General features: G+C 68.6%; 23 protein-coding genes and 1 tRNA gene. 15 read left to right on the top strand and 9 right to left on the bottom strand.

Going from position 1 to position 22,474, the window contains the following annotated elements:
• Positions 1-71 precede the first annotated feature (71 nt).
• Entirely contained in the window at positions 72-1,532 is a 1,461-nt protein-coding gene (gene mptB / locus ACFY2X_RS21300; protein WP_389940213.1) for a polyprenol phosphomannose-dependent alpha 1,6 mannosyltransferase MptB, read from the top strand.
• Here mptB and ACFY2X_RS21295 read toward each other — a convergent pair.
• A complete protein-coding gene (locus ACFY2X_RS21295; RefSeq protein ID WP_389940212.1) occupies positions 1,414-3,657 on the bottom strand; it encodes a hypothetical protein in 2,244 nt (747 codons plus the stop codon). The two genes, mptB and ACFY2X_RS21295, sit on opposite strands and share 119 nt — an antisense overlap.
• Positions 3,658-3,724: 67 nt before the next feature.
• Here ACFY2X_RS21295 and ACFY2X_RS21290 point away from each other — a divergent pair, with 67 nt between their 5' ends.
• The 4 genes from ACFY2X_RS21290 (at position 3,725) to serS (ending at position 7,856) form a co-directional block, all read left to right on the top strand.
• Positions 3,725-4,981 (top strand): glycosyltransferase family 87 protein, encoded by a 1,257-nt coding sequence (locus ACFY2X_RS21290; RefSeq protein WP_389940297.1) that lies wholly within the window; start codon positions 3,725-3,727, stop codon positions 4,979-4,981.
• A gap of 22 nt (positions 4,982-5,003) precedes the next feature.
• Positions 5,004-5,441 carry a DUF4446 family protein gene (locus tag ACFY2X_RS21285; protein WP_389940211.1) on the top strand — a complete coding sequence of 146 codons (438 nt, stop codon included), beginning with the start codon at positions 5,004-5,006 and terminating at the stop codon, positions 5,439-5,441.
• Positions 5,442-5,501: 60 nt separating this feature from the next.
• Positions 5,502-6,422, top strand: coding sequence for a prephenate dehydratase (gene pheA / locus ACFY2X_RS21280; protein WP_389940210.1), 921 nt, complete (start codon positions 5,502-5,504; stop codon positions 6,420-6,422).
• Between the two features lie 171 nt (positions 6,423-6,593).
• Entirely contained in the window at positions 6,594-7,856 is a 1,263-nt protein-coding gene (serS, locus tag ACFY2X_RS21275; RefSeq protein WP_389940209.1) for a serine--tRNA ligase, read from the top strand.
• A gap of 84 nt (positions 7,857-7,940) precedes the next feature.
• Here the strand turns inward: serS and ACFY2X_RS21270 are convergent, their stop codons facing one another.
• Positions 7,941-8,486 carry a TetR family transcriptional regulator gene (locus ACFY2X_RS21270; protein ID WP_389940208.1) on the bottom strand — a complete coding sequence of 182 codons (546 nt, stop codon included), beginning with the start codon at positions 8,484-8,486 and terminating at the stop codon, positions 7,941-7,943.
• A gap of 107 nt (positions 8,487-8,593) precedes the next feature.
• Here ACFY2X_RS21270 and ACFY2X_RS21265 point away from each other — a divergent pair, with 107 nt between their 5' ends.
• Entirely contained in the window at positions 8,594-9,736 is a 1,143-nt protein-coding gene (locus tag ACFY2X_RS21265) for an FAD-dependent oxidoreductase (RefSeq protein ID WP_389940207.1), read from the top strand.
• Positions 9,737-9,935: 199 nt separating this feature from the next.
• Here ACFY2X_RS21265 and ACFY2X_RS21260 read toward each other — a convergent pair whose 3' ends face one another.
• Positions 9,936-10,139: a cold-shock protein gene (locus tag ACFY2X_RS21260; RefSeq protein WP_179821289.1), complete on the bottom strand. Its 204-nt coding sequence runs from the start codon at positions 10,137-10,139 to the stop codon at positions 9,936-9,938.
• Between the two features lie 235 nt (positions 10,140-10,374).
• Between ACFY2X_RS21260 and ACFY2X_RS21255 the strand changes: the two genes are divergently transcribed.
• Complete coding sequence (locus ACFY2X_RS21255) at positions 10,375-11,172, top strand: HAD family hydrolase (protein ID WP_389940206.1); 798 nt, start codon at positions 10,375-10,377, stop codon at positions 11,170-11,172.
• Here ACFY2X_RS21255 and ACFY2X_RS21250 read toward each other — a convergent pair.
• Entirely contained in the window at positions 11,163-11,672 is a 510-nt protein-coding gene (locus ACFY2X_RS21250; protein ID WP_389940205.1) for a bacterial proteasome activator family protein, read from the bottom strand. The genes ACFY2X_RS21255 and ACFY2X_RS21250 overlap by 10 nt on opposite strands.
• 151 nt (positions 11,673-11,823) lie before the next feature.
• Here ACFY2X_RS21250 and ACFY2X_RS21245 point away from each other — a divergent pair, with 151 nt between their 5' ends.
• Complete coding sequence (locus ACFY2X_RS21245; protein WP_389940204.1) at positions 11,824-12,048, top strand: hypothetical protein; 225 nt, start codon at positions 11,824-11,826, stop codon at positions 12,046-12,048.
• Between the two features lie 64 nt (positions 12,049-12,112).
• The gene (locus ACFY2X_RS21240) at positions 12,113-13,408 is read left to right on the top strand and encodes an RNA-guided endonuclease InsQ/TnpB family protein (protein WP_389940203.1); all 1,296 of its coding nucleotides are present in this window, start codon (positions 12,113-12,115) and stop codon (positions 13,406-13,408) included.
• Here the strand turns inward: ACFY2X_RS21240 and ACFY2X_RS21235 are convergent.
• On the bottom strand, positions 13,342-14,310 hold the full coding sequence (locus tag ACFY2X_RS21235) for an NAD(P)H-quinone oxidoreductase (RefSeq protein WP_389940202.1): 969 nt from the start codon (positions 14,308-14,310) through the stop codon (positions 13,342-13,344). The two genes, ACFY2X_RS21240 and ACFY2X_RS21235, sit on opposite strands and share 67 nt — an antisense overlap.
• Positions 14,311-14,530: 220 nt before the next feature.
• Here ACFY2X_RS21235 and ACFY2X_RS21230 point away from each other — a divergent pair, with 220 nt between their 5' ends.
• From ACFY2X_RS21230 to ACFY2X_RS21215, 4 genes are all read left to right on the top strand, one after another.
• Positions 14,531-17,020 (top strand): AAA family ATPase, encoded by a 2,490-nt coding sequence (locus ACFY2X_RS21230; protein ID WP_389940201.1) that lies wholly within the window; start codon positions 14,531-14,533, stop codon positions 17,018-17,020.
• 120 nt (positions 17,021-17,140) lie between these two features.
• Positions 17,141-17,229 (top strand) — tRNA-Ser (locus tag ACFY2X_RS21225).
• A gap of 172 nt (positions 17,230-17,401) precedes the next feature.
• The gene (locus ACFY2X_RS21220; protein ID WP_389940200.1) at positions 17,402-17,833 is read left to right on the top strand and encodes a GNAT family N-acetyltransferase; all 432 of its coding nucleotides are present in this window, start codon (positions 17,402-17,404) and stop codon (positions 17,831-17,833) included.
• Between the two features lie 250 nt (positions 17,834-18,083).
• A complete protein-coding gene (locus tag ACFY2X_RS21215) occupies positions 18,084-18,680 on the top strand; it encodes a GNAT family N-acetyltransferase (RefSeq protein ID WP_389940199.1) in 597 nt (198 codons plus the stop codon).
• Here ACFY2X_RS21215 and cutA read toward each other — a convergent pair.
• The 4 genes from cutA to ACFY2X_RS21195 form a co-directional block, all read right to left on the bottom strand.
• The gene (gene cutA, locus ACFY2X_RS21210) at positions 18,628-18,990 is read right to left on the bottom strand and encodes a divalent-cation tolerance protein CutA (protein ID WP_389940198.1); all 363 of its coding nucleotides are present in this window, start codon (positions 18,988-18,990) and stop codon (positions 18,628-18,630) included. The genes ACFY2X_RS21215 and cutA overlap by 53 nt on opposite strands.
• A 125-nt stretch (positions 18,991-19,115) precedes the next feature.
• Entirely contained in the window at positions 19,116-19,502 is a 387-nt protein-coding gene (locus ACFY2X_RS21205; RefSeq protein WP_389940197.1) for a hypothetical protein, read from the bottom strand.
• 3 nt (positions 19,503-19,505) lie between these two features.
• A complete protein-coding gene (locus tag ACFY2X_RS21200; RefSeq protein WP_389940196.1) occupies positions 19,506-19,925 on the bottom strand; it encodes a hypothetical protein in 420 nt (139 codons plus the stop codon).
• Between the two features lie 148 nt (positions 19,926-20,073).
• Positions 20,074-20,862: a hypothetical protein gene (locus ACFY2X_RS21195; RefSeq protein WP_389940195.1), complete on the bottom strand. Its 789-nt coding sequence runs from the start codon at positions 20,860-20,862 to the stop codon at positions 20,074-20,076.
• Positions 20,863-21,015: 153 nt separating this feature from the next.
• Between ACFY2X_RS21195 and ACFY2X_RS21190 the strand changes: the two genes are divergently transcribed.
• The gene (locus ACFY2X_RS21190; protein WP_389940194.1) at positions 21,016-21,585 is read left to right on the top strand and encodes a cadmium resistance transporter; all 570 of its coding nucleotides are present in this window, start codon (positions 21,016-21,018) and stop codon (positions 21,583-21,585) included.
• Between the two features lie 106 nt (positions 21,586-21,691).
• Positions 21,692-22,447: a PrsW family glutamic-type intramembrane protease gene (locus ACFY2X_RS21185; protein WP_389940193.1), complete on the top strand. Its 756-nt coding sequence runs from the start codon at positions 21,692-21,694 to the stop codon at positions 22,445-22,447.
• Positions 22,448-22,474: the final 27 nt, after the last annotated feature.

Raw genomic sequence — 22,474 nt, 5'->3', positions numbered from 1 at the left:
TGACATCGCTCCAGGCAGTCCGGGCAACCCGGGGAGTCCGGGCAGTGCGCCGGGTGTGCTGGAATTTGCGGGTGACTCGGGATCTGCCAGTTGTCGACGAGAGAGGGGTTCCCGCGCGCGACATGCCGCGGGGGCTCGACGCTGCCGCGTTCGCGGCCGTCGGGCTGTCCATCGGGCTGACGATCCTGATCGGGCTGCTGGGGCCCTCGGCGATGGTGCCGGGGCTGCCCGGCCCGGCCTGGCAGCCGCCGTACTCGCTGGATCTGCGCCCCGACGGCCATCTGGTGATCGCCCTGGCCGCGACCGCGATCGTGCTGGGCGGGCTCGGCCTGGCCCTCGCTCTCCGGTCTCGGTGGAAGCCGGATCCGCGATGGCTGCTCGCGGCCGGCTGCGTCGCGGTCGCGCTGCTCGCCTTCCTGCCCCCGTCGGGTTCGGCCGACCACCTGAACTACGCCGCCTACGGCCGCCTGGCCGCGCTCGGCCACGACCCCTACGCCGTCACCCCCGCCGAGCTGCCGAAGGATCCCGTCACCGGCGCGGTGGAGGAGTGGGCGGGCGTGACGAGCGTCTACGGCCCGGTGGCGACCGCCGTACAGGCGCTGGCGAGTCTCGTCGGCGGAGACTCGGTCAGGCTGACGGTCTTCGTGATGGCGATCGTCAACGCGGCGGCCTTCATCGCGACCGCGCTGCTGCTGCACTGGTTCACCAGGGGCGATGCGGACCTCCAGCGCCGGGCGGCGCTCCTGTGGGCGGTCAACCCGCTGATGATCTACCACCTGGCCGCGGGGATGCACGTGGACACCCTGGCCGTCGCCTGCATGGTCGCGGCGCTCACGGCCCGCGGGGCCGCCTCGGGCCTGTTGCTCGGGGTGGGGATCGGGGTCAAGCTCAACGCCGGACTGGTCGCGCTCGGCCCGGCGTGGGAGTTGCGCCGCTCACCGGCCAGGCTCGCCGTCGTGGCGGGTACGGCCACGGCCACCGTGCTGGTGCTCTACGGCGTCGCCGGATCCCACGTGTTCGACCAGGTCGGCGCGGCCAGCAAGAAGGTCTCGCTGGCCACACCGTGGCAACTGGTCAAGACCGGGCTCCAGACGCTGTTCGGGCCCGGCGCCTACTCGGCCTGGATCCAGGCCGGCTCCCTGCTCCTGCTGGCCGGCCTGGCCTGGCTGCTGCTGCGGGCCGCGCCCCGGCACACGGCTCCGGCGGTCGCCGCCGCGATCGTGGTCGCCTGGCTGTTCGCCGCGCCGTACGCGCTGCCCTGGTATGACGGGCTGGCCTTCGCGCTGCTGGCCATGGCGTCCTGGCCCGCGCTTGAGGAGTTCATGGTGGCCAGGGTGACCATCTTGTCCCTGGGCTATCTCCCGGCCAGGGAGGCCCTGCGGCCGGAGGACCTGCTCTGGCTGAAGACCGTCGTCAGGGAGCGGGTGGTGCCGTGGTCCCTGCTGGCGCTGACGTTCGCTCTGGCGTGGTGGGCGGCGAGAGCTGGAGCGCGCGCACGCAGGCGGCCAGCGTCAGCGGCACCGCGACCGTGAGCGCCATCGCCGGGATCGCGATGCCCGAGTCGTTCATCAAGAACCCGATCAGGGCGCAGGTCAGCGTGCCGATCAGCCCGGCACGCAGCGCCGGGGCGAGCGCGTAGGCGCGGCCCAGCGCGGAGGCGCCCCACCGGGACGGGCGGTCGAGCACCAGGAAGAGGAACGCCAGGGCGACCAATGAGAGCAGGCTCAGCGACCAGTTTCCGACCGTGACGCCGATCATCGCGCCGAACTTGCGGCCGATCACCGTCCAGGCCTCGCCGTCCAGCACCTGCTGGACGAAGGAGCCCAGGTGGGTGCGCCGCTCGGCCGGTCTGAGCCAGTCGGCCACCGCGATCGCGCCGATCAGCAGCGCCCCCGCCGCGCCGACCAGGGCGAGCTTGCCCGGCGAGACCCGGCGGCCGGACAGCAGGATCAGGAAGACGGCCAGCCCGGTCAGGAACGCCGGGACCCCGCCGAAGTCGGCGCCCCACGCAGGCCAGCCGTCGGCGAACACCGCCAGCCCGCCGTAGAGCACGCAGATCCCGAACGCGAGAGCGCGCCGTCCCCGGGAGATCAGCCACTGGGCGATCCCCGCGAGGGCCAGGATCGTCCCGGCCGAGTAGACGGCGAAGGCGATGTTGCTGAAGCCGTAGAAGCGCCCGCCGGTGACGGGCTCGTAGCCGGTGACCGCGTTCACCTGGAGCCCGGAGCCGGTCATCACGTCGACGAGCAGGGCCAGGGAGGTGATCCCGGCGACCACGCTCAGGGGTCCGAGCACGTGTGCCCGCCACGGCCCGGCGAAGGCGAGCCCGGCGACCGCGCAGGCGATGCCGAGGATGGTCAGGATCACCGAGGCCATCGGGGCGGGGAAGGTCCACCAGGGCAGGAGCTGGGCCAGGAAGGTGGCGACGGCGATCGCGCCGCTGACCACCGACACGACCCGGGTGGCCGTCAGCGCCCGGGATCCGCCCCAGCCCCGCCGGATCGCGACGGCGGCCAGCAGGTAGAACAGGATCTGCACGGTCACGAACACCGCGAAGAACGGCCCCTGCACCTTCTTGAGGACCTGGCTGGCCAGATCCTCACCGGTCAGGTTCGCGACCACGCCAGAGGCCGGCTCCCCGGTCCGTTCGCCGTGCTGCCAGGCGCGGCCGACGACGCCGTTCGGGGCGTCCAGGCCGAGCAGGGTGATCACGGTGGCGGTCAGGTCGGTGTTGGTGACCAGCCCGTCCTGCCGGGTGGAGGCGGCGGTCAGATAGCCGTGCGGGTACGGCTCGCCGCTGGGGGACGGGCCCCGGGCGATCGCCACGTGCAGGTGGGCCGCGGCCGAGGTGTCGGACAGGCCGGCGAGCAGGACCGTGGTCTCCGGCGGGAGCCGGTCGAGGACCGCGCCCACCCGGCGGTCGGCGCTCGCCACCGCCTCCCGCCTGGCCTGGACGCTCATCGAGACCGGGGAACCGTCGCCGCCGGATCCGGTCTTCGTCCACGCCTCGGCGAGGTCCGCGGCCTCCACCATGATCAGCCTGTACGGTGCCAGGTCGCCGAGCTCCTCGATGGTCGCCGCATACTTCCCGACTTTTCCGGACCTGTCCGCTGCGCCGAGCGCGGCTCCCGGCCCGACGGCGGCCACCTTCTCCCCGGCGTCCACCACGAGCTGCCCGAGCTGCCCGATCACCGGCTTGTAGGAGGTCTCGGTGGTGTTGAAAGTCACCAGCTCCGGCCAGCCGGGCACGGCCGCCCCGCCGCCCGGGGCCGGACTCGGCGGCGAGGGCAGCGCGCAACGCGTCCCGGGAGCGCCCGCCCGCTGGCCCGCCGAGACGGTCAGCCAGCCCGAGACCGGGCAGGTGATGCCCCGGCTGGGCGGCGGCACCGCCCGGGTGGAGAGCGACGCCGCTCCGCCCTGGTCCACGAGCTTCCACAGGTTCGGCGTCCGTGACTGGTCCAGGTCGTTCCACTCCAGGCCGGGCACCCCGAGCACCACGACCCTGACGGGAAGCGGCCTCGTGGCCGAGGCGGCGGCCGTACCGGCCCCGAAGAACCCGGACAGCAGCCCGGACAGCAGGAGGAACGCGGTGACCAGCGCGGCCAGGACGGATCCGGGGCGAGGCCGTGCCTCGCGCCCGTCACGAGCCGAACCCATCTGTTCCCCCGCAATCCATAACGTTGGCGGCCGATTTCCCCAGCCCACGGTAGCCTGCCTGGTCGTGATGACTGGCGAGTCGACCATGACCAGGCGGCCACCGTGGGTGTGGCCGCTCGCGCTGCTGCTCATCGCGGCGGCGGTGGCCCCGCTGGTGCTTCAGTGGCTGGGCAACGTCGACGACCAGCGCCTGGTCGATCTGGATGTTTACCGTACCGGTGGCCAGATGATTCTGGAGGGGCGCCCGGTCTACGGGTTCATGACACCGGCGCCGCAGCTCCTGCCCTTCACCTACCCGCCGATCGCGGCGCTGCTGGCCACGCCGCTGGCGATGGTCTCCTGGCCGGCGGCGCAGTGGGTGTGGACGGCCGGCATCTTCGTGGCGCTGGCGGTCAGCGTCGGATACGGCTTCCGCGCCGTGCTGAACCGGCCGGCGGAGCCGGGCCGGGCGGGCGGCCTCCGGCTCCCTCTGGCGTTCGCGTTCCTGATGGTCGCGTGCACCTACCTGATGCCGATCAGGGACCAGGTCCGTTTCGGCCAGGTGGACATCCTGCTGGTCGCACTCTGCCTGGCCGACTGCGTGGCACGACGGCCGACGTGGCCGCGCGGCATGCTGATCGGCCTGGCCACCGCGGTCAAGCTCACCCCCGGCGTCTTCCTGATCTACCTGCTCATCACCGGCTTCGGCCCGGGCGCGCGCGAGGAGCAGCGCAGGACCTTCTTCATGGCCGCCTTCACCGCCGCGCTGCTGACCCTGCTGCCGTTCCTGGTGATCCCGGCCGACGCCGCCGACTTCTGGTTCCACGCCCTGCTCGATCCCGAACGGCTCGGCGCCAACGCGGCGACCACCAACCAGTCGATGCGCGGCATGCTCATCCGGCTCTATCTGCCCGCGGAGTGGCTGACCGGCCTGCTCTGGCTGGCGCTGGTCGCGGTGGTCGGCTGGTACGGCTTCCGCCACGCGCGCCGGGCACTGCTCGACGGGCACGCGATGACCGGTGTCGCGCTGGTCGGCCTGATGGCGGTGCTGCTGTCGCCGGTGGCCTGGATCCACCACCTGGCCTGGGTGGTCGTGGTGCTCGGCGCGCTGGTCGGCGACGGGCGCGACCCGGTGCGGGTCCGGGTGGCCGCCGGGGTCTGGCTCTACTACGTGCTGCCGATCCCCTGGTGGGGGGTGGCCATCAAGGCGGCGGAGATCCCGGTGCTCAGCCCGGTGCTGGGCAAGATCGTGCAGAACGCCTTCGGGCTGGGTGCCCTTGCCCTGGTCTGGCTGCTCGGGTCGTGGTTGCCGAGACGGCGAGAGGTTTTCCGGACGCTCTCTTGACCCGGCGATTACGCTAAGTAGCGTGCTGGCTACCGTTTGGATCGTCGTGGGGAACGTCGTGGGGGTCGTCACCGGGATCATCGGTGTCGTGATCGGCTTGCTCGCGTTGCGCGAGGCTCAGAGCGCGGTGAGAGACTGCGGGCGGGTGCTGGCCAGGCAGGCCGTCGGGGGCGCCGGAAGCGCCGGAGACCTCAAGGCGATCAGGGACGTGGCGGTGTTCCGCTACGACGCGCTGGAGGAGATGACCGGCCGGCTCTCCTTCTCGGTGGCGATGATGAACGGGCTCGGCGACGGGATCGTCCTCACCTCGATCAACAGCCGCTCGGAGACCAGGACCTACGTGCGCCCGCTGCGCGGCGGCAAGGGCGGCCAGCCCCTGTCACCCGAGGAGGAGCAGGCGGTGCGCGCCGCGAGGCTCGGGCTCGGTCCCGAGGTGGAGCCTCACTTCGGCAGGCGGTGAGCTGCTCCGAATATGGAATTCAGCACCCACTTTCGGACGACTGGCAGATAGCCTGTTGTCATGCCCAAACTCGCCTACCTGGGACCGGAGGGCACCTTCACCGAAGAGGCCCTGCGAATTCTCGCGCCGCAAGCCGAGCGCATGCCGAGTGCGAATATCAGTGCGGCGCTGGAGGCCGCGCGGCGGGGCGAGGCCGACGGCGCGGTCGTTCCGCTGGAAAACTCGCTCGAAGGTGCCATCACCACGACCCTGGACGAGTTCGCCTGGGGCGAGCCGCTGCTCATCACCGCCGAGTTGCTGCTCCCCGTCGAGTTCTCGCTCCTGGCGCGGTCGGACACCCGGATCGGAGACATCAAGCGGGTCTTCACCCACCCTGCGGCCATCACCCAGTGCCGCAACTTCATCGCCCGCGAGATGCCCGACGCCGTGGTGGTCGCAGCCCCGTCGACCGCGGCGGCGGCCCAGGAGGTGGCGCTCCCCGGCTCGCCGTACGACGCGGCCATCGCCGCGCGCATCGCCGGAGAGAACTACGGCCTGGTCGAGCTGGCCACCAAGATCGGCGACCGCTCCGACACCGTGACCCGGTTCGTCCGCGTGTCGCGTCCCGGGCCGCTGCCCGAGCCCACCGGCTCCGACCGCACCTCCCTGGTGGCCTTCCTCAACGACGACCACCCGGGCGCGCTGCTGGAGATGCTCACCGAGTTCTCCATGCGAGGTGTCAACCTGAGCCGCATCGAGTCGCGACCCACCGGCGACGGCATCGGCCGTTATTTCTTCCACTTCGACATCGAAGGCCACGTGGCCGACGCCAGGGTCGGCGAGGCGATCTCCGGCCTGCACCGGATCTGCGCCGACGTGCGCTTCCTCGGCAGCTATCCGCGCGCCGACGGCCTGTCGCCACAGGTCAAGCGCGGTACGGCCGACGGTGACTTCAGCGAGGCCATGGACTGGCTCTCCAGGATCCGCGCCGGCCAGGTCTGATCCGCGGGTCTGATCCGGGCCTCGGCGGCGCCGGGGGAAGGGTCGCGCGCGGGTGAACGGCGGACACGCCGAGGGGCCTCAACCCGGGAAAGCCCGGCAAAGAACCCGGGGAAGCCTGACGAAGGCGAAATAAGGGCGCGGGCTCAAGCCGTACATCGGTAGCCTTGTCGTGTGATTGACCTGCGTACCCTTCGTGAGGATCCCGACCGGCTACGGGCGTCGCAGCGTGCCCGCGGCGAGGACGACTCCGTCGTCGAAACGCTGCTCGACCTCGATGAGCGCCGGCGCGGTGCGCTGAGCCGCTTCGAGACGCTGCGCGCCGAGCAGAAGAGCATCGGCAAGTCGGTGTCCCGTGCCTCCGGGGAGGAGAAGGCCGCCCTGCTCGATCGGGCCAAGGATCTCGCGGCCCAGGTCAAGTCGTCCGAGGCCGAGGCCGAGAGGCTGGCCGGGGAGCTCGAAGAGCTGATCTACACGGTGCCCAACCTGGTCGAGGAGGGGGCTCCGGCCGGCGGCGAGGACGACTACGTCGTGCTGGAGGAGGTCGGCGAGAAGCCGTCCTTCGACTTCGAGCCCAGGGACCACCTGGAGCTCGGCGAGATGCTCGGCGCGATCGACATGGAGCGCGGCGCGAAGGTCTCGGGCGCGCGGTTCTTCTTCCTGAAGGGCGTCGGCGCCCGGCTCCAGCTGGGGCTGCTCAACATGGCCATGCAGCAGGCGATCGAGGCCGGGTTCATCCCGATGATCCCCCCGGTGCTGGTCAAGCCGGAGTCGATGAAGGGCACCGGCTTCCTCGGCGCCCACGCCAGCGAGGTCTATCACCTGTCCGAGGAGGACCTGTTCCTGGTCGGGACGAGCGAGGTGCCGATGGCGGCCTACCACGCCGACGAGATCCTCGACGGCTCGGCGCTGCCGTACCGCTACGCGGGATGGTCCTCGTGCTTCCGCCGTGAGGCCGGTTCGTACGGCAAGGACACCCGCGGCATCATCCGGGTCCACCAATTCGACAAGGTCGAGATGTTCTCCTACGCCCGCCCCGAGGACGCGCGGGCCGAGCACCAGCGCCTGCTCGACTGGGAGAAGGAGATGCTCACCAAGGCCGAGCTGCCCTTCCGGGTGATCGACACCGCGGCGGGCGACCTGGGATCCTCGGCCGCGCGGAAGTACGACTGCGAGGCGTGGGTGCCCAGCCAGGGCCGCTACCGCGAGCTCACCTCGACCTCCAACTGCACCGACTTCCAGGCCCGCCGCCTCGGTGTGCGCTACCGCGACAAGGACGGCAAGCCCCAGCACGTGGCCACGCTGAACGGCACGCTCGCCACCACCCGCTGGATCGTCGCCATCCTGGAGAACCACCAGCAGGCCGACGGCTCCGTCGTGCTCCCCAAGGCCCTGCGCCCCTACGTCGGCCTCGACGTCCTGGAGCCCGTCAAGTAACCGTCCGCGCCGAAGGCCCCGCCGTGCCCGGCGGGGCCTTCTCGCGTTCAGGCCTCCGGACGCACTGCCGGTGACCGGTGGCGGTCAGCCCACGAGATAGCGCTGGAGGGTGGGGCCGAGCCAGTCCACGATCTCGTCTCTGGACAGGGCCGCGACGGGCGGCAGGCGGAGCACGTAGCGGCACAGGGCCATGCCGAGGACCTGGGTGGAGACGAGTCCGGTCCGGGCCGGGGCCTGGGACGGGTCATCGCAAAGGCGGGCGGCCAAGGGGCCGAGCTGGCGGGCGAAGATCTCACGCATGCGCTCGGCGACGGCCTCGTTGGTGACGCCGGTGCGCAGCAGGATCATCATGCCCTCGTCGTTCTCCCAGCGGTCCAGGAAGTGGGAGATGAGTGTCTTTCCCAGCGCCTCACGAGGAATCGCCATCAGGTCCGGAAGTTTCAGGTCAAAATCGGCGGCGGCGGCGAACAGCTTCTCTTTATTGCCGAAGTAGCGCATGACCATGGCCGGATCGATGCCCGCGTCCGAGGCGATGGCGCGGATGGTGGCTCGCTGGTACCCGTCCGAGGCGAAGCGTTCGCGCGCCGCGGCCAAGATCGCGGTCTTGGTGTCCTCCGAAGATCTCCTCATGTCAACAACTGTAGGCCAACACCTGTTGACATAGCCAGCGCGCGAGCGCATAGTTGTGCCAACAGATGTTGGCCAACAAGCGTTGACATTATCTACTGGAGGTCGAGATGCTTCCCAAGACCACCGACGTTCTCGTCATCGGCGCAGGTCCGACCGGCCTCACCGTCGCCGCATCCCTCGCCGGAAAGGGATTCGACGTGACCGTCATCGACGCTCAAGCGGCCGGTGACAACACCTCCCGGGCCGCCGTGGTCCACGCCAGGACACTGGAAGTCCTCGAAGACCTCGGGGTCTCCGAGCGCCTGGCCGCCCAGGGCATCCATGCCCCCGCGTTCACGATCAGGGATCGTGACAGGACGCTCGTGCCGGTCCGGTTCGACAAGCTCCCGACCCGCTACCCCTACACCCTGATGATCTCTCAGGCGGTGACCGAGCGGGTCCTGCTGGAGCGCCTCACCGAGCTGGGCGGGCGTGTCGCCAGGCCGTACACGCTGGAGAGCCTCGCCCAGGACGAGGAGGGCGTGACCGCGGTCTTCGCCGACGGCAGCACCGTCACCGCGAAGTATCTGGTCGGCGCGGACGGCATGCACAGCACGGTCCGCGAGCAGGCGGGCATCGGCTTCACCGGCGGGCAGTACGCCGAGTCGTTCAGCCTGGCCGACGTGCGACTCACCGGCGGCGTGCCCGCCGACGAGGTCATCCTCTACTTCTCACCCGCCGGGCTGGTCGTGGTCGCCCCGCTGCCGGGCGGCATCCACCGGATCGTCTCAACGGTGGACGAGGCGCCGGCCGACCCCGACGTGGCATTCGTCCAGGCACTGCTGGACAGCCGGGGACCGGAGAAGGAGCGAGCCGTCGTGCGGGAGGTCGTCTGGGGATCCCGTTTCCGGATCCACCACCGGGTGGCCGACGCCTACCGCGCCGGGCGGGTGGTGCTGGCCGGTGACGCGGCGCACGTCCACAGCCCCGCAGGAGGCCAGGGGATGAACACCGGCATCCAGGACGCCGCAGCCCTGGGCGAGGCCCTCATCGTCGCTCTGAAGGGCGATCAGCGGGCTCTGGACGCCTACGGGGCGGCCCGGCGCCCGGTCGCCGAGAAGGTCATCGCTCTGGCCGACCGGCTCACCCGGCTGGCCACCGTGAACAAGCACCTGCGCCCGATCCGGAACCTGGTCCTGAAGACCCTGACGCGCAACCCCGCCTTCCGCCGCACCCTCGCCTGGCGGCTCTCGGGCCTGGTCTACAGGTGAAGCGGGCTCACCGGCACGGGCGGGCCGATCCGCCGGGAAGGGAGCGGGCCAGGAACCCATCGGGAATCCGGCGGAATCCGGCAGAGCTCGGCGGGACTCCGGCGGAGTCCGCCGGGAGTCCGCCGGGAGTCCGGCGGGAAAGGAAGAAGGCGGGGTTCGCGTTGAGCGAACCCCGCCTTCGTTACCAGAGGTCTATGCGTCAGACGGCGCGGACCTGCGAGGCCTGCGGGCCCTTCTGGCCCTGCGTGATCTCGAATTCGACGCGCTGGCCGTCCTCGAGGCTACGGTAGCCGCTGCCCTGGATCTCGGAGAAGTGGACGAACACGTCCGGTGCACCGCCGTCCGGTGCGATGAAGCCGAAGCCCTTTTCAGCGTTGAACCACTTGACGGTTCCCTGAGCCATTAAAGCTCTCCCTCAGGATTTGAAACTTTGGGATTCACACCTCGTGAACCCCATGTGTCGTACAGCACGCCCCGGGGTGGTTCAGTCAAGCTGGTTTTCACAACGGGATTCAGCTAATACAACGCCATCACATCTAACACTATCCGGCGCAGCAGTGTTCCCGCCATGAGGAAGATTCCTTAGGCGGGTCCCGGGGCCGCCGCACCAAGGATCACAGTGCAGACTGGAATCTGTTATGGGAAGCCCCCGCCTCGTCGCCACCGACCTTGACGGTACCGCCCTGCGTTCGGACGGCACCGTCTCGCCTCGCACCGCTGCCGCGTTCGCACTCGTGGAGAACTCCGGAGCCACGCTGGTCTTCGTGACCGGCCGGCCGCCCCGGTGGATGCACCCGGTCGCGGGAGCCGTACGCCATCGAGGGCTGGCCATATGCGCCAACGGCGCCCTCGTCTACGACCTGCACACCGAGAAGATCGTGAAGTCGCACCTCATCGCCCCGGACGTGCTCGAAGAGGTCGTGAGGCGGCTTCGCGAGAAGGTGCCGGACCTGGCCTTCTCCGTGGAGTACGAAGGCGGGTTCGCCCACGAGTCGGACTTCCGTCTCAGCGGGCTGGACAGCAAGGCGGTCGCCGGACTCCACGTCGGAACCGCCACACTCACCTCGCGGCCATGCGTCAAACTTCTGGCCCTGCACCCCCGGATGGACCCCGACATCCTTCACGCGGTGGTCTACGGACTGGTCGGCGACCTCGTCACGCCCACTCACTCCAGCGGCCGCGCCCTGATCGAGATGAGCGCCCACGGCGTGACGAAGGCCTCGGCACTGGCCGCGCTCGCCGAGACGCTGGAGATCAAACCTGCCGAAGTGATCGCGTTCGGTGACATGCCCAACGACCTGCCGATGCTGCGATGGGCGGGCACCGCCTACGCCGTCGCCAACGCTCACGCCGAGGTGCTGGCCGCGGTCGATCACGTGACCGCGGCCAACAACGACGACGGCGTCGCCAGAGTTCTAGAGGTCCTCTACAGGTAGGGGCCCGAACTGCTCTGGTGATGGTTGTCCTGCTGGAGGGACACACCGCCGGGCAGCGCCCTGCGCATATTCTCCAACTGTGCACGGGCCGCCATTTGCTGGGCGAAAAGCGTGGTCTGAATTCCGTGGAACAACCCTTCAAGCCAGCCGACAAGCTGGGCATGGGCAACCCGGAGCTCCGCCTCGCTCGGCGGGGTGCCGTTGTTCTCGGCGAACGGCAGTGACAGGCGCTCCAGCTCGTCGACCAGCTCGGGTGCCAGCCCGTCTTCGAGCTCCTTGATGGAACTCTGGTGAATCTCCATGAGCCGCTTGCGGCTGGCCTCGTCCAACGGGGCTGCCCGGACCTCTTCGAGGAGCTGGCGGATCATGCTGCCGATGCGCATGACCTTGGCGGGCTGCTCAACCAAGTCGGCGACCGACCGGCCTTCGCCATCCTCCTCGGTCTGGATGCCCTGGGGCCCCACGACCACTATTTGCGGAGTGCTCTCCTCAGCGTTCATAGCCTTCAACTTACCGCCAATCCGAAGAAAGCCCCGGCCTTCAGGCCAGGGACGAATTCGACCCCCGCCAGGGGGCGGCCCGGCGAAACCGGGACATCCCAGAGCGCGGAGGGCGATGCTTGGGTGTCAGGTTGGTCGACGCTGCTGTTCGATGTATCACCTGATGATCGACAAGGGTGCGCCGCTGCAGAAGGAGGCCAAGGAGGACGGGGACCAGAAGCGGCCGTGCATGATGGCCTGGCTGACCCGCTCGGTGAACTCTCTGCGCAGGCAGTGGGAGCAGACGCCGTTCGGGCTGTTGACCGGTTTGCCGATGGCGACGGTGGGAGGTAAGCACCAGACGGAAACAACGTGTCTGCCACGCCTGTTCGCCTGAATCGCTTATCGGCCGGATGATAAAAAGTTCGAGCAACCCGAGGTGTGCGAGAAAGGTGCCGGCGATGCTGGTGGGTCGTCGCTACCGGCTGGAGTTCACCCCTGAGCAGGCCGAACTTGCGCACCGGTTCGGGCGGGTGTGCCGCAGCGTGTGGAACACAGCCTTGGAGCAGCGCCGTGTCTACCGGCGGCGTGGTGCGTTCATCGGGTATGCCGAGCAGTGCCGTCAGCTCGCCGATGCCAAAGCGGAGCATACGTGGCTGGCCGACGCCCCGTCCCAGACGCTCCAGCAGACGCTGAAGGATCTCGACCGGGCGTGCACCCGGCACGGTGCGTTCACGGTGCGCTGGCGGTCGGCCCGCAGGTGGAGGCCATCCTTCCGGTTCCCCGACGCCAAGCAGATCATCGTCGAACGCCTGGCTCGCCGGTGGGGGCGGGTCAAGCTGCCCAAGCTGGGCTGGGTCCGATTTCGCTGGTCGCGCCCCCTGGGCGGGCAGACCCGCTCGGCCACCATCTCGTGTGACGGTGGTCACTGGTTCGTCTCCTTCCTGGTCGAGGATGGGCAGGCCACCCCCGTCGCGCACCCCGGTCCGGTTGTGGGTGCAGATCGCGGCGTGACCGTCGCCGTGGCCACCTCCGACGGGGAGCTCTTCGACCGGCCGTTTATCACCTCTGGCCAGGCCGCGCGGTACCGGCGCCTGCAGCAGCTGGCCCGAACCCGACGCGGCAGCAACCGGCGTACGGCCGTGGTCGCCAAACTCGGCGCGGTAATGCGCCGGGTCCGACATCGTCGTGTCGACTTCCACACCCAGACCGCGCACTGGCTCACCCAGCGGTACGGCACGGTCGTCCTGGAAGACCTGAAGACGGCGAACATGACGGCCTCGGCGACGGGAACCGCGCAGGCTCCCGGCCACCGGGTCGCCCAGAAGAGGGGGCTGAACCGGGCCATTCTGGACAAGGGCTGGCGCGGCCTGGAGCGGGCGTTGACCGGCGCGGCCCGCCGTACCGGCACCCGGATCGTGAAGGTGAACCCGGCGTACACGTCCCAGACGTGCTCGGCCTGCGGGAGCGTGGATGCGAGGTCGCGTGAGAGCCAAGCGCGATTCGCCTGCATCTCCTGCGCGGTGGTCCTGCACGCCGACGTGAACGCCGCCGTCAACATCAGAAACGCGGCAGGGCATGCCGTGTCAGGACGTGGAGACCTCGCCGCTGGGCGGTCTGCGAAGCGTCAACCACCCCGAGCCCGCTCGCGGCGGCACGCCGCGCCAGCGGCCCGGGGAATCCAGGCCCTTCAGGACCTGGAGGAAGTCAATAGCAGGATTTTGCCGACGTGGCCGCCGGACTCCAGGATCCTGTGAGCCTCAGCGGCCTCATTCATCGGCACCCGGGCGTGAACCACCGGCCGAATCGCCCTCGCCTCGACCAAAGGCCAGACATTGTCCACAACGCCGCGCACGATGACCCCCTTCTCATCGACCGGCCGCGCGCGTAGCGTGGTGCCGTGGACCGAGGCCCGCTTGGTGAGGAGCGCACCCAGGTCCAGCTCACCCTTCGCGCCGCCCTGCAGCCCGATCACGACCAGCCGGCCGCCGGTCTTGAGCGCCTTCACGTTCCCCGGCAGATAAGGGCCGCCCATGATGTCGAGGATCACATCGGCCCGGACCTTCTCCGCGAAGTCCTCCTCGCGATAGTTGATCCCCTCGTCCGCGCCCAGTTCCAGGCAGCGGGCGATCTTCTCGTCCGACCCTGCGGTGACGACCACGTGCGAACCGAACGCCTTGGCGAGCTGTACGGCCAGCGTGCCGATCCCGCTGGCGCCGCCGTGAACGAGAAGCGTCTCGCCCTTCCTGAGACGCGCGGTCATGAACACGTTGGACCAGACCGTGCACGCCACCTCCGGCAGCGCGGCCGCCTCGGCGAGATCCACGCCGTCCGGCGCGCGCATGACCTGCTGCCAGGGCACGGCGACCTTCTCCGCGTAGCCGCCGCCGGCGAGCAGCGCGCACACCCGGTCGCCCGGCCTGAAGCCCTCGACGTCCGAGCCGACTTCGGCGATCACCCCGGAGCATTCCAGCCCCGGGTACGGCGGAGCACCCGGAGGCGGATTGTAGAAACCCCGCCTCTGCAGAATGTCTGCCCGATTGACCGCCGAGGCCGCCACGTCGATGATGACCTCGCCCCGATCGGGCCTGGGGTCGGGGACCTCTCGCCAGATCAGCACTTCGGGTCCACCAGGTTCGTCGATCACGATGGCGCGCATGTGACCAAAGCTATCCGGTGGGCCAACTTGGTGGTTGCTCGCATCGATGTGAACACAGGGCGTTAACCTGCTATGTGTTTGCTGCCCTTTTACGCCCATCCCGAGGGGGAACACGGTGGCAAGACACGATCGTGAGGAATCTCTCGAGGAACAGCTTGCCTGGCTCGACGCTATCAAGGAACAGGAGGAGCCGCCTCCAGTCGCGGTAAAGACCACCGCGATGGATGACGCGATCGTTTCGCCATATCCGAAAGACCCCTGGAGCCTGGTGCCGGCCGAGCCCGACGCGAGCTCGTCGCCGCTGCTCCGCGCGGCCGCCGATCCGGCCTACGACCCTGCGGGCGCGCCGGAGGCCGTGGCTGATCCGCCCGCCGAGGAGGCGGACGCCGCCGACTGGATGGAGGCGGCCGATGCGGTGAGCGCTTTCACCGTGCCCTCCCTCAAGCTCTCTTCCCCTCCTTCCCCGCAGGACAACGACGGCTTCTTGGCGCCGCTCAAGCCGCTGCCCCGGCAGGAGCCGGGTGACGCCGACGACTACACCCCGGGCGGATTCACCGGGCCCGACGTTCGCACGCCGGTAGAGCCTGAGCAGGAGCCGTCCCGGGGCCTGTTCGAACAGCCTCACCGTTCGGACGAGGCGGAGCCTGTCGGGCCCGTCCCCGCCGAGTCGCCGAGCTCCGATTTCGAGCCCTTCAAGCCCGCGGCTCAGGAGACCGAGGGCTTCACGTTCGGCAACACGGACCCGGGCAGCGGTACGAATCCGGGTCGCGACCAGTTCGCGCCCGGTGGCGCGGATGCGAGCCATGGTCAGTTCGCGCCTGGCGGTACGGATCCGGGCCATGACCGGTTCTCCTTCGGCGGTTCCGAGCAGGACCGTGACCAGTTCGCGTCCGGTGGCACGGATCCGGGACTTGATCGGGCCACGTTCGGCGGCACGGATCCGGGTCATGGTCAGTTCACACCTGGCGGCACGGAATCGGGGCGGGACCAGTTCACGTCCGGCGGCACGGATCCCGGCCGCAACCGGTTCGTCATCGAAACCGCCGAGTCGTTCACGGTCAGTGAGTCACTCCGCCCGGCTTCTGAGCGGTTCACGCCTGAGCCCGTCGAGCCGTTCCGGGCTCCGGAGTCTTTTGGCGCCGACCCGTCGAAGCAGGCCGCGCCGTCGGAGCGCTTCGCCCCCGGCTCGTTCGGCTCGGATCCTTCCGATTCCTCGGCCTTCGCTTCCCGGGGCTGGGACAAGGCTTTCGCCTCGGAGCAGGACACGGTCTTCATCTCCGAGCGGGAGACGGCCTTCGTCTCCGAGCGTGACAAGACTCCCGCGCCGGACCACGACGCGTCTTCGGCCTCCGAGCGTGACACGCCCTTCGCTTCCGGCCGTGACGCGCCTTCGGCGCCGGAGCAGGACACGTCTTTCGCTCCGGGCCGGGATGCGCCTTCGGCGCCGGAGCGAAACACCTCCTTCGCTCCCGGTCGTGATACGTCCTTCGGACCCGGCCAGGACAGGGCCTTCACTCCCGAGCGCGACACCCCCTTCGCTTCCGGACGTGACGTGCCTTCGGCGCCGGAGCAGGACACGGCCTTCGTCTCCGAGCGTGACGTGCCTTTCGGATCCGGCCAGGACAGGGCCTTCGCTTCCGAGCGTGACACGTCTTTCGCTTCCGGCCGGGACACGGCTGAGCCGGTGCGGGAGCCGTACCAGGCGCGCCGCCGGCAGTCGGCACCGTCGCCCGCCTTCGATGCTCCGCCCCGGCAGCAGGGCGTGGGTGTCCCCAGGCCCTCGGCCGACAGCCTCGACCCTGATTCGCTGCTCCGGGGTCGCCGGAACGCGCCCTCGGGCGGCTGGCGCAAGCTGATCTACAAGGCGTCGGCGGGTCTGATCAAACCTGGTGAGTCCTCCGAGACCCGCCGCCGCCGTGAGCTGGTCGGCCGCGCCCGTACCCCCGTGGCCACGGGTCACCACCGGGTCGCCGTGCTCAGCCTGAAGGGCGGCGTCGGAAAGACCACCACCACGGTCGGTCTCGGCGCGACTCTTGCCCAGATCCGTGGCGACAGGGTGATCGCGGTCGATGCCAACCCGGACCGCGGCACGCTCTCGGACAAGGTCGAGCTGGAAACCTCCGCCACTGTCCGAGATCTTCTCAACGAGCGCCAGCAGATCAAGCGCTACGTCGATATCCGGGCCTTCACCTCGCAGGCGCCGTCCCGGCTGGAGATCCTGGCCTCCGACCGTGACCCCTCGGTGTCCGAGGCGTTCAGTGCGTCCGACTACCAGTCGGTGGCACAGGTCCTGGAGAACTTCTACTCGATCTGCATCACCGACTGCGGCACCGGCCTGCTTCACTCGGCCATGTCCGGCGTCCTCGGCTTGGCCGACCAGCTTGTCCTGGTCAGCTCCCCGTCCGTGGACGGCGCCCGCGCCGCCTCGGCCACGCTTGACTGGCTGGAGGCTCACCACTACGAAGAGCTGGTCCGCTCCGCCACGGTGGTGCTGTGCAGCGTCCGCCCCCGTTCGAAGTCCACCGTGGATCTCAACCGCCTGGAGGCTCACTTCGCCGCTCGCTGCCGCGCCGTGATCCGTGTTCCCTACGACCCTCACCTCGAAGAAGGGGCAGAGATCGATCTGGAAAGGCTGCAACCCGCCACCCAGGAGTCCTACCTTCGCCTGGCTGCCTCGGTGGGCGACGGTTTCGCCAGCCTGCAGCGCTGAACGCGGTACGGCGAGCGCCCTGTTCTGATGCGGAGACAAGGCGCTGCCGAGTCACGGACGCGCGCGGGGCGATGAGAGACTAAGGTGCAATCTGACACGTTCTTCGGAACGTGTCGGCCAGGAGAGCTCGCCTAGTGGACGATGGCGGCGGTCTTGAAAACCGCTAGGGGCTTTGCGGCTCCTCGTGGGTTCGAATCCCACGCTCTCCGCCGAGCACTACGGAACGGCGCCTGACCGAGGCTTATGGCCCGGTCAGGCGCCGTTGACCGTTTCCGGGCCGCGTAGCCGTACCTCAGGTTGCTGGATATTGAAGGGAAATATCGGGCGAATCGCCATAAGATCAGGCGCGCTACTCGTGTCGAAGCCTGGGGGGCAGCTGAGGTGATCGTCTCTCAAGAGACATCGTTCGACGAGGACGAGATCTTCCAGCTTTACGATTCGGTGGGCTGGGGGGTCTGGACGCGCGACATCGCCAAGGTCTGCCGGGGTCTGGCGAACTCGCATCTCGTCATCACCGCCCGCGATGAGTCTGGCAGGCTTCTCGGTTTGGCGAGAACGGTGTCCGATGACGAAATAATCTGCTACGTCCAGGATTTGCTGGTCGATGAGAAATTTCAGGGCCAGGGGGTCGGCCGCCGGCTTCTTGAGCACCTTATGGATCGATACTCGCACTGCAGGTATTTCGTGCTGACCACGGATCACGAGTCCACGCCGGAGGGGGAGAGGAATCACGCCTTCTACCGGAGGCTTGGCCTGATCGAGCATCACGAGCAGGGACTGTCGGCCTTCGGGCGGAAGATCGGCAACGCCTGAACCCTCACGAGGGAAGGGCGCCGACCAGTGAGCATGTCAACGCCCTGGAAAACCGCCGACACTCCGGATCGAGTCAGAGGTCGCCGGCGTAGGTTCGGTCGTCATCGTCCCTGCGCGTGTTCTCGCGGCCGTCACTCACGGTGAATGAGCGCTTGCCGGAGGAGGCCGGATCTCCGCCCAGAGCCTCCGCACTTCCCGGTAGGCGGGAAACAGGTTTGACCCACGTGTAACCGATGAGGACGATCAAGGGATGCGCGTCGAGTTCCTGAGATTCTCGTCCGGCGATGCGGAAGCACTCGCCGACTTCCTGACCGAAGAAGAATGGCCGTATCACGCGGGTACCCAGGATCGGGAGACGGTCAGACGCCGGGCCGCGGAAGGTCTTTATGACAACGAGGAGACAAGAACGTTCTGGGTTCTCGTGGACGGCGAGCGAGCGGGGCTGGTCAGGCTACTGGATCTCGGTGACGACACACCTATGTTCGACCTGCGGATACGGGAGGCCTGGCGAGGGCGGGGCATCGGCACGAAGGCGGTGTCATGGCTGACCGGCTACTTGTTCACCGAGTTACCCGGCATCCTCAGGATCGAGGGCACGACCCGGCAGGACAACCGCGCGATGCGAGCGATCTTCCGTAAGAGCGGTTACGCGAAGGAGGCGCACTATCGGGAGGCGTGGCCGGGCCTGGACGGCGCACGCCATGACTCGATCGGCTATGCGATCCTCCGGCGCGACTGGCTTTCCGGGACGGTCACGCCCCCGGACTGGCAGGACGAGCCCATGGCACCTCAGGTCATGTATGCGACCCAGCCCCGTCCGACGGGCCAGGACTCGTCTCCTGCCTGATCCAGCCGAGATAGTCAGCGGTTCCGGCCACCAGAGGAACCGCGACGATCTGCGGTACTTCGTACGAATGAATCTCCCGTAGGCGCCGGGCGAGATCCTCAAACCGCTCAACGGTGGTCTTCATCAGCAACAGCAACTCGTCGGACCGCTGGATCTCACCCGCCCACCAGTAGGTGGACTCGACCGGGGCGATGATCTGTGCGTCAGCGGCCAGGCGCTCTCCCACCGCCGCCGAACAGAGCCGCTCCGCCTCCTCGCGGCTGCTGGCGGTGACGCGGACCTCAAGGCAGTCGGAAGCATTCTGAAGCATGCCGTCACACTGCCGAATTCTTCCTGCGGGGACAAGCGAGGGCATGGCGTGGCGCTCCGCGTCCGCTGCCAGGACCGGTTCGCCCGGCCCACCGCACAACGGGGACGGGTACGGCGGGCGGGAAGCTAGGGCAGGGGGTCGATCGTGATGTGCTGGTCGTACTGGATGAGCTCCCTGCCGCGATCCGTCAGGATGGGCCATTTGGTGTTCCGGGCACACCAGACCACGTGTCCTGCGGTGATGTCGCGTGATCCGTCGAGGATCTCCGCGATGTCTCCCACTTTGCCGTAGGTGAAGTCGTCGATCTTCACGTTGGGAGTCGTGACGAGCTCGAACAGCTCCACCTGGGTGGAGATCGGGGAGATGGACAGGACGGCCGCCAGGCTGGTCGCCGGGATGCATATGCCGCCGCCGCGGAAAAGGCACATGGCGGCGATGCTTCGTGAATATTCGGTCTTCGCCACCGCGATGTCGATCAGCGCGCTGACGTCGAGCACTCGACCGGGAAGCATGCCTCAGCTCCTCCGGATCCGGCGGATGCCGACCTGACCCCACTCCACCTCGGACAGCTGATCGACTCCGAGAACGTCGGCTGCCATGTCGAGATCTTCGCGGTGCAGGTTCCAGCGTTGCATCAGCGTGATGACCTGTGGCTTGTTGCCGATCTCTCGCTGGACGGCGGCATGGATCACATCGGAGATCTTGTTGCCTGTCGATCTCGCTCTGCGAGAAAGCGCCTCAAAATCCGCTTTGTCGAACTCTATGGTGATAGAGATATTAGAGTTTGGCGGGATTTCCCCCTCCTCTCCCTCTCTGGGACGCAGGTGTGCCAGCCACAGGGGAACGGCTGCCGTCTCTCCGGCGGCTTCCTGGTCGTTTGATTGTGACGCGTCCGAACCTGTGCCGTCTCGCCAGGCCGGTAGGGGGCGGGCCATACCTCTGACGGTAACTGTGAATTGTGATGACGGCAGCACGTTTACGCGACTTTAATAATCAATCGATATGCCGACGGAAGGTCATGCCGAAATTTCCCGTTTTTTCGTGCGACCCCTTCCGCCTCTGACGGCTTCTCCGGTACGGGGATCATGCCGGTGGCACCGATGGCTGGCCGGAGGACGGCGCCGTGGTGAATGACGGAGCCGGTGAGGTGGGGGCGGTGGGAGCAGTGGCCGTGGGGGTGGGAACGGTAGGGCCGGTGGTGATGGGGGTGGGAACGGCGGGGCCGGTGGCGGTGGGAACGGGAACGGCAGGACCGGTGATGGTGGGGGTGGGAACGGCGGGGCCGGTGGCGGTGGGAGCGGGAGGGGTGGGAACGGAACTGGCGGTGCCGCAGAGTCCCGCGGCCCGCCGCTGCTCGGCTATCTGCTCGACCGCCTTGCCCTGGTATTCCTGACGCTCTTCCAGCGAGGGCACATACCGCCACGATTCGCTCTCGAAAACGAAGGTGAAGTCGGTCGTGTCGTTGAGCCGGGTCGCCTGAACTCTGGCGTCGTCACCGGTGATCGTGACCGCGGTGATGGTGAACTGGCTGCTCTGGCTGTCCTGAACAGGGGGCGGACAGATCTGGAACAGCCGAACGTACTCTTCACGTGCGATCAGCCTTTGCGCCTGCATGCTCCACAGGTCCCAGAAATCACCGTAGGACCCGCTGGAGTAGGCGTCGAGCACCGGTTGGACGCCCATGCGGACCTTGGTCTCCGAATGCCCGGGTCCCTGGGTCTCCGGAGGGCTCGTCGCGGAGGGCGGGTTGAGCGCTGTCGTCATGGTGATGATCGCCCCGATGAGCACGCCGGTGACGATGATCAATATCACGGCCAGCCCTCGGCCTGTCTCGCCCCGGGGCGGCCGGCCGTACTGTGGCGGATAGCCCACGCGAGGCCTCCGGGAGCCGACAGGAACGGACGAACATGATCGTAACGCCCGCTGCCCGTGGCTGGCCATGGCGAGCGTCGATCCGTGTCGATGACGGGCGGTCGGTCGGGAGGCCCTGGAACGGCGGGCGGGCGGAACCCCCATAATGCGCCCGTGGGTGAAACGATCGGTACGGCCGTCGCGGTCTTCGCCGGAACCAATGTGGACGACATCGTCATCCTGACGGTGCTGTTCCTGGCATCCCGGGCGGGTGGCGTTCCCCGGTCCTGGCAGATCATCGTCGGCCAGTACGCCGGCATCGCCGCTCTGGTGGTCGTCTCGGCCGTGGCGGCGCTCGGGCTGACCGTGGTGCCGGACCGGTGGGCCGGGCTGCTCGGGCTGGTGCCGTTCGGCATGGGCGTGTGGGGGTTGATCAAAAAAGGTGACGACGACGGGGCGGCGCCGGTCGCCTCCGGCGTCGTTTCGATCGCCGGGGTGACCGTCGCCAACGGCGCTGACAACATCTCCGTTTACGTCCCGATGTTTCGCGCGATCGGTCTGACCTCCAGCCTGGTCACGGTCGCGGTGTTCGCCGTCCTGGTCGGGGTGTGGTGTGTGGCGGCCTCCTGGCTGGGCTCGCACAGGAGGGTCATCGGCCTGGTCGAGCGGTCGGGGAGGTGGCTCGTGCCGGTGGTGTTCATGGTGATCGGCGCGGTCATCGTGGCCGAATCGATCTTTAGCTAAAGATGGACAATTCACCCGAATTTGGGTCATATCAACCGGGGAATTACTTTGCATGCGGGAACATATGCGGTTTTACCGCCATAGATGGTTCAAGGTGTGGATCGCCATGATGACGCTGTCGGCCTCCCTCCTGGTCCTGATGGAGACGGCCGGCAACCGCGCGGTGATGCCGGCGGCCTTCTTCTACGGGGCCGCGGCCGGGCCACTCGCTCTCCTGGTCGCCATCCATGACCGCACCGGCATCGGTCTCAGCGTGCCGGCCGTCACGCTGGTGGGGATGTTCCTGTTCGGCGGGGGCGTCGCCCTCCTGCTGGGCGGATACTTCGACTCCCTCTTCATCGCCGGCAGAAGCGATCCCACGATCCTGCTGGTCGGATGGATCGAAGAGCCGGCCAAGATCGTCCCGCTTCTCGCGGTCGCGTTCACCGGCCGCCACCTGACCAAGGCCGCCGGTGTCGCGCTGGGCGTGTCATGCGCGACCGGGTTCGCGATCATGGAGTCGATGTCCTACGCATGGAAGAGCGTCGACGGCAACAGCACCGTCGGCGCCGGCGTGGTGCTGCTCGTCCGCGGTCTCGCCACGCCGTTCAGCCACCTCGCCTGGACCGGCCTGATCTGCGCGATCGCCTTCGGGGTCTGGCAGGCCAGGGGGCGGGTCGTGATCACGCTCTCCGTCGCCGGTGTTCTCGCGGCGGCGGCCGTACTGCACTCGCTCAACGACGGACTGCTCACGCTCGACATCCCCGGACCCCTCCGGCTGCTCTTCGTCGCCGTCGCGGCGGTGAGTTACTGGCTCTTCCACCGGTCCACCGGTGACCTGACCCCGGAGATGTCCTTGGAACCGGCGCCGTCCCGCGCCTGATCTCTGAACCTGCCCGAACCCCCTTCG

Origin of the sequence: Streptosporangium sp. NPDC000396 (assembly GCF_042898655.1) — a bacterium.
In the GTDB taxonomy this organism is placed as follows: Bacteria; Actinomycetota; Actinomycetes; order Streptosporangiales; family Streptosporangiaceae; genus Streptosporangium.
The sequence above is the reverse complement of the archived record's forward strand: the minus strand, read 5'-3'. Positions and strand labels throughout refer to the sequence as shown.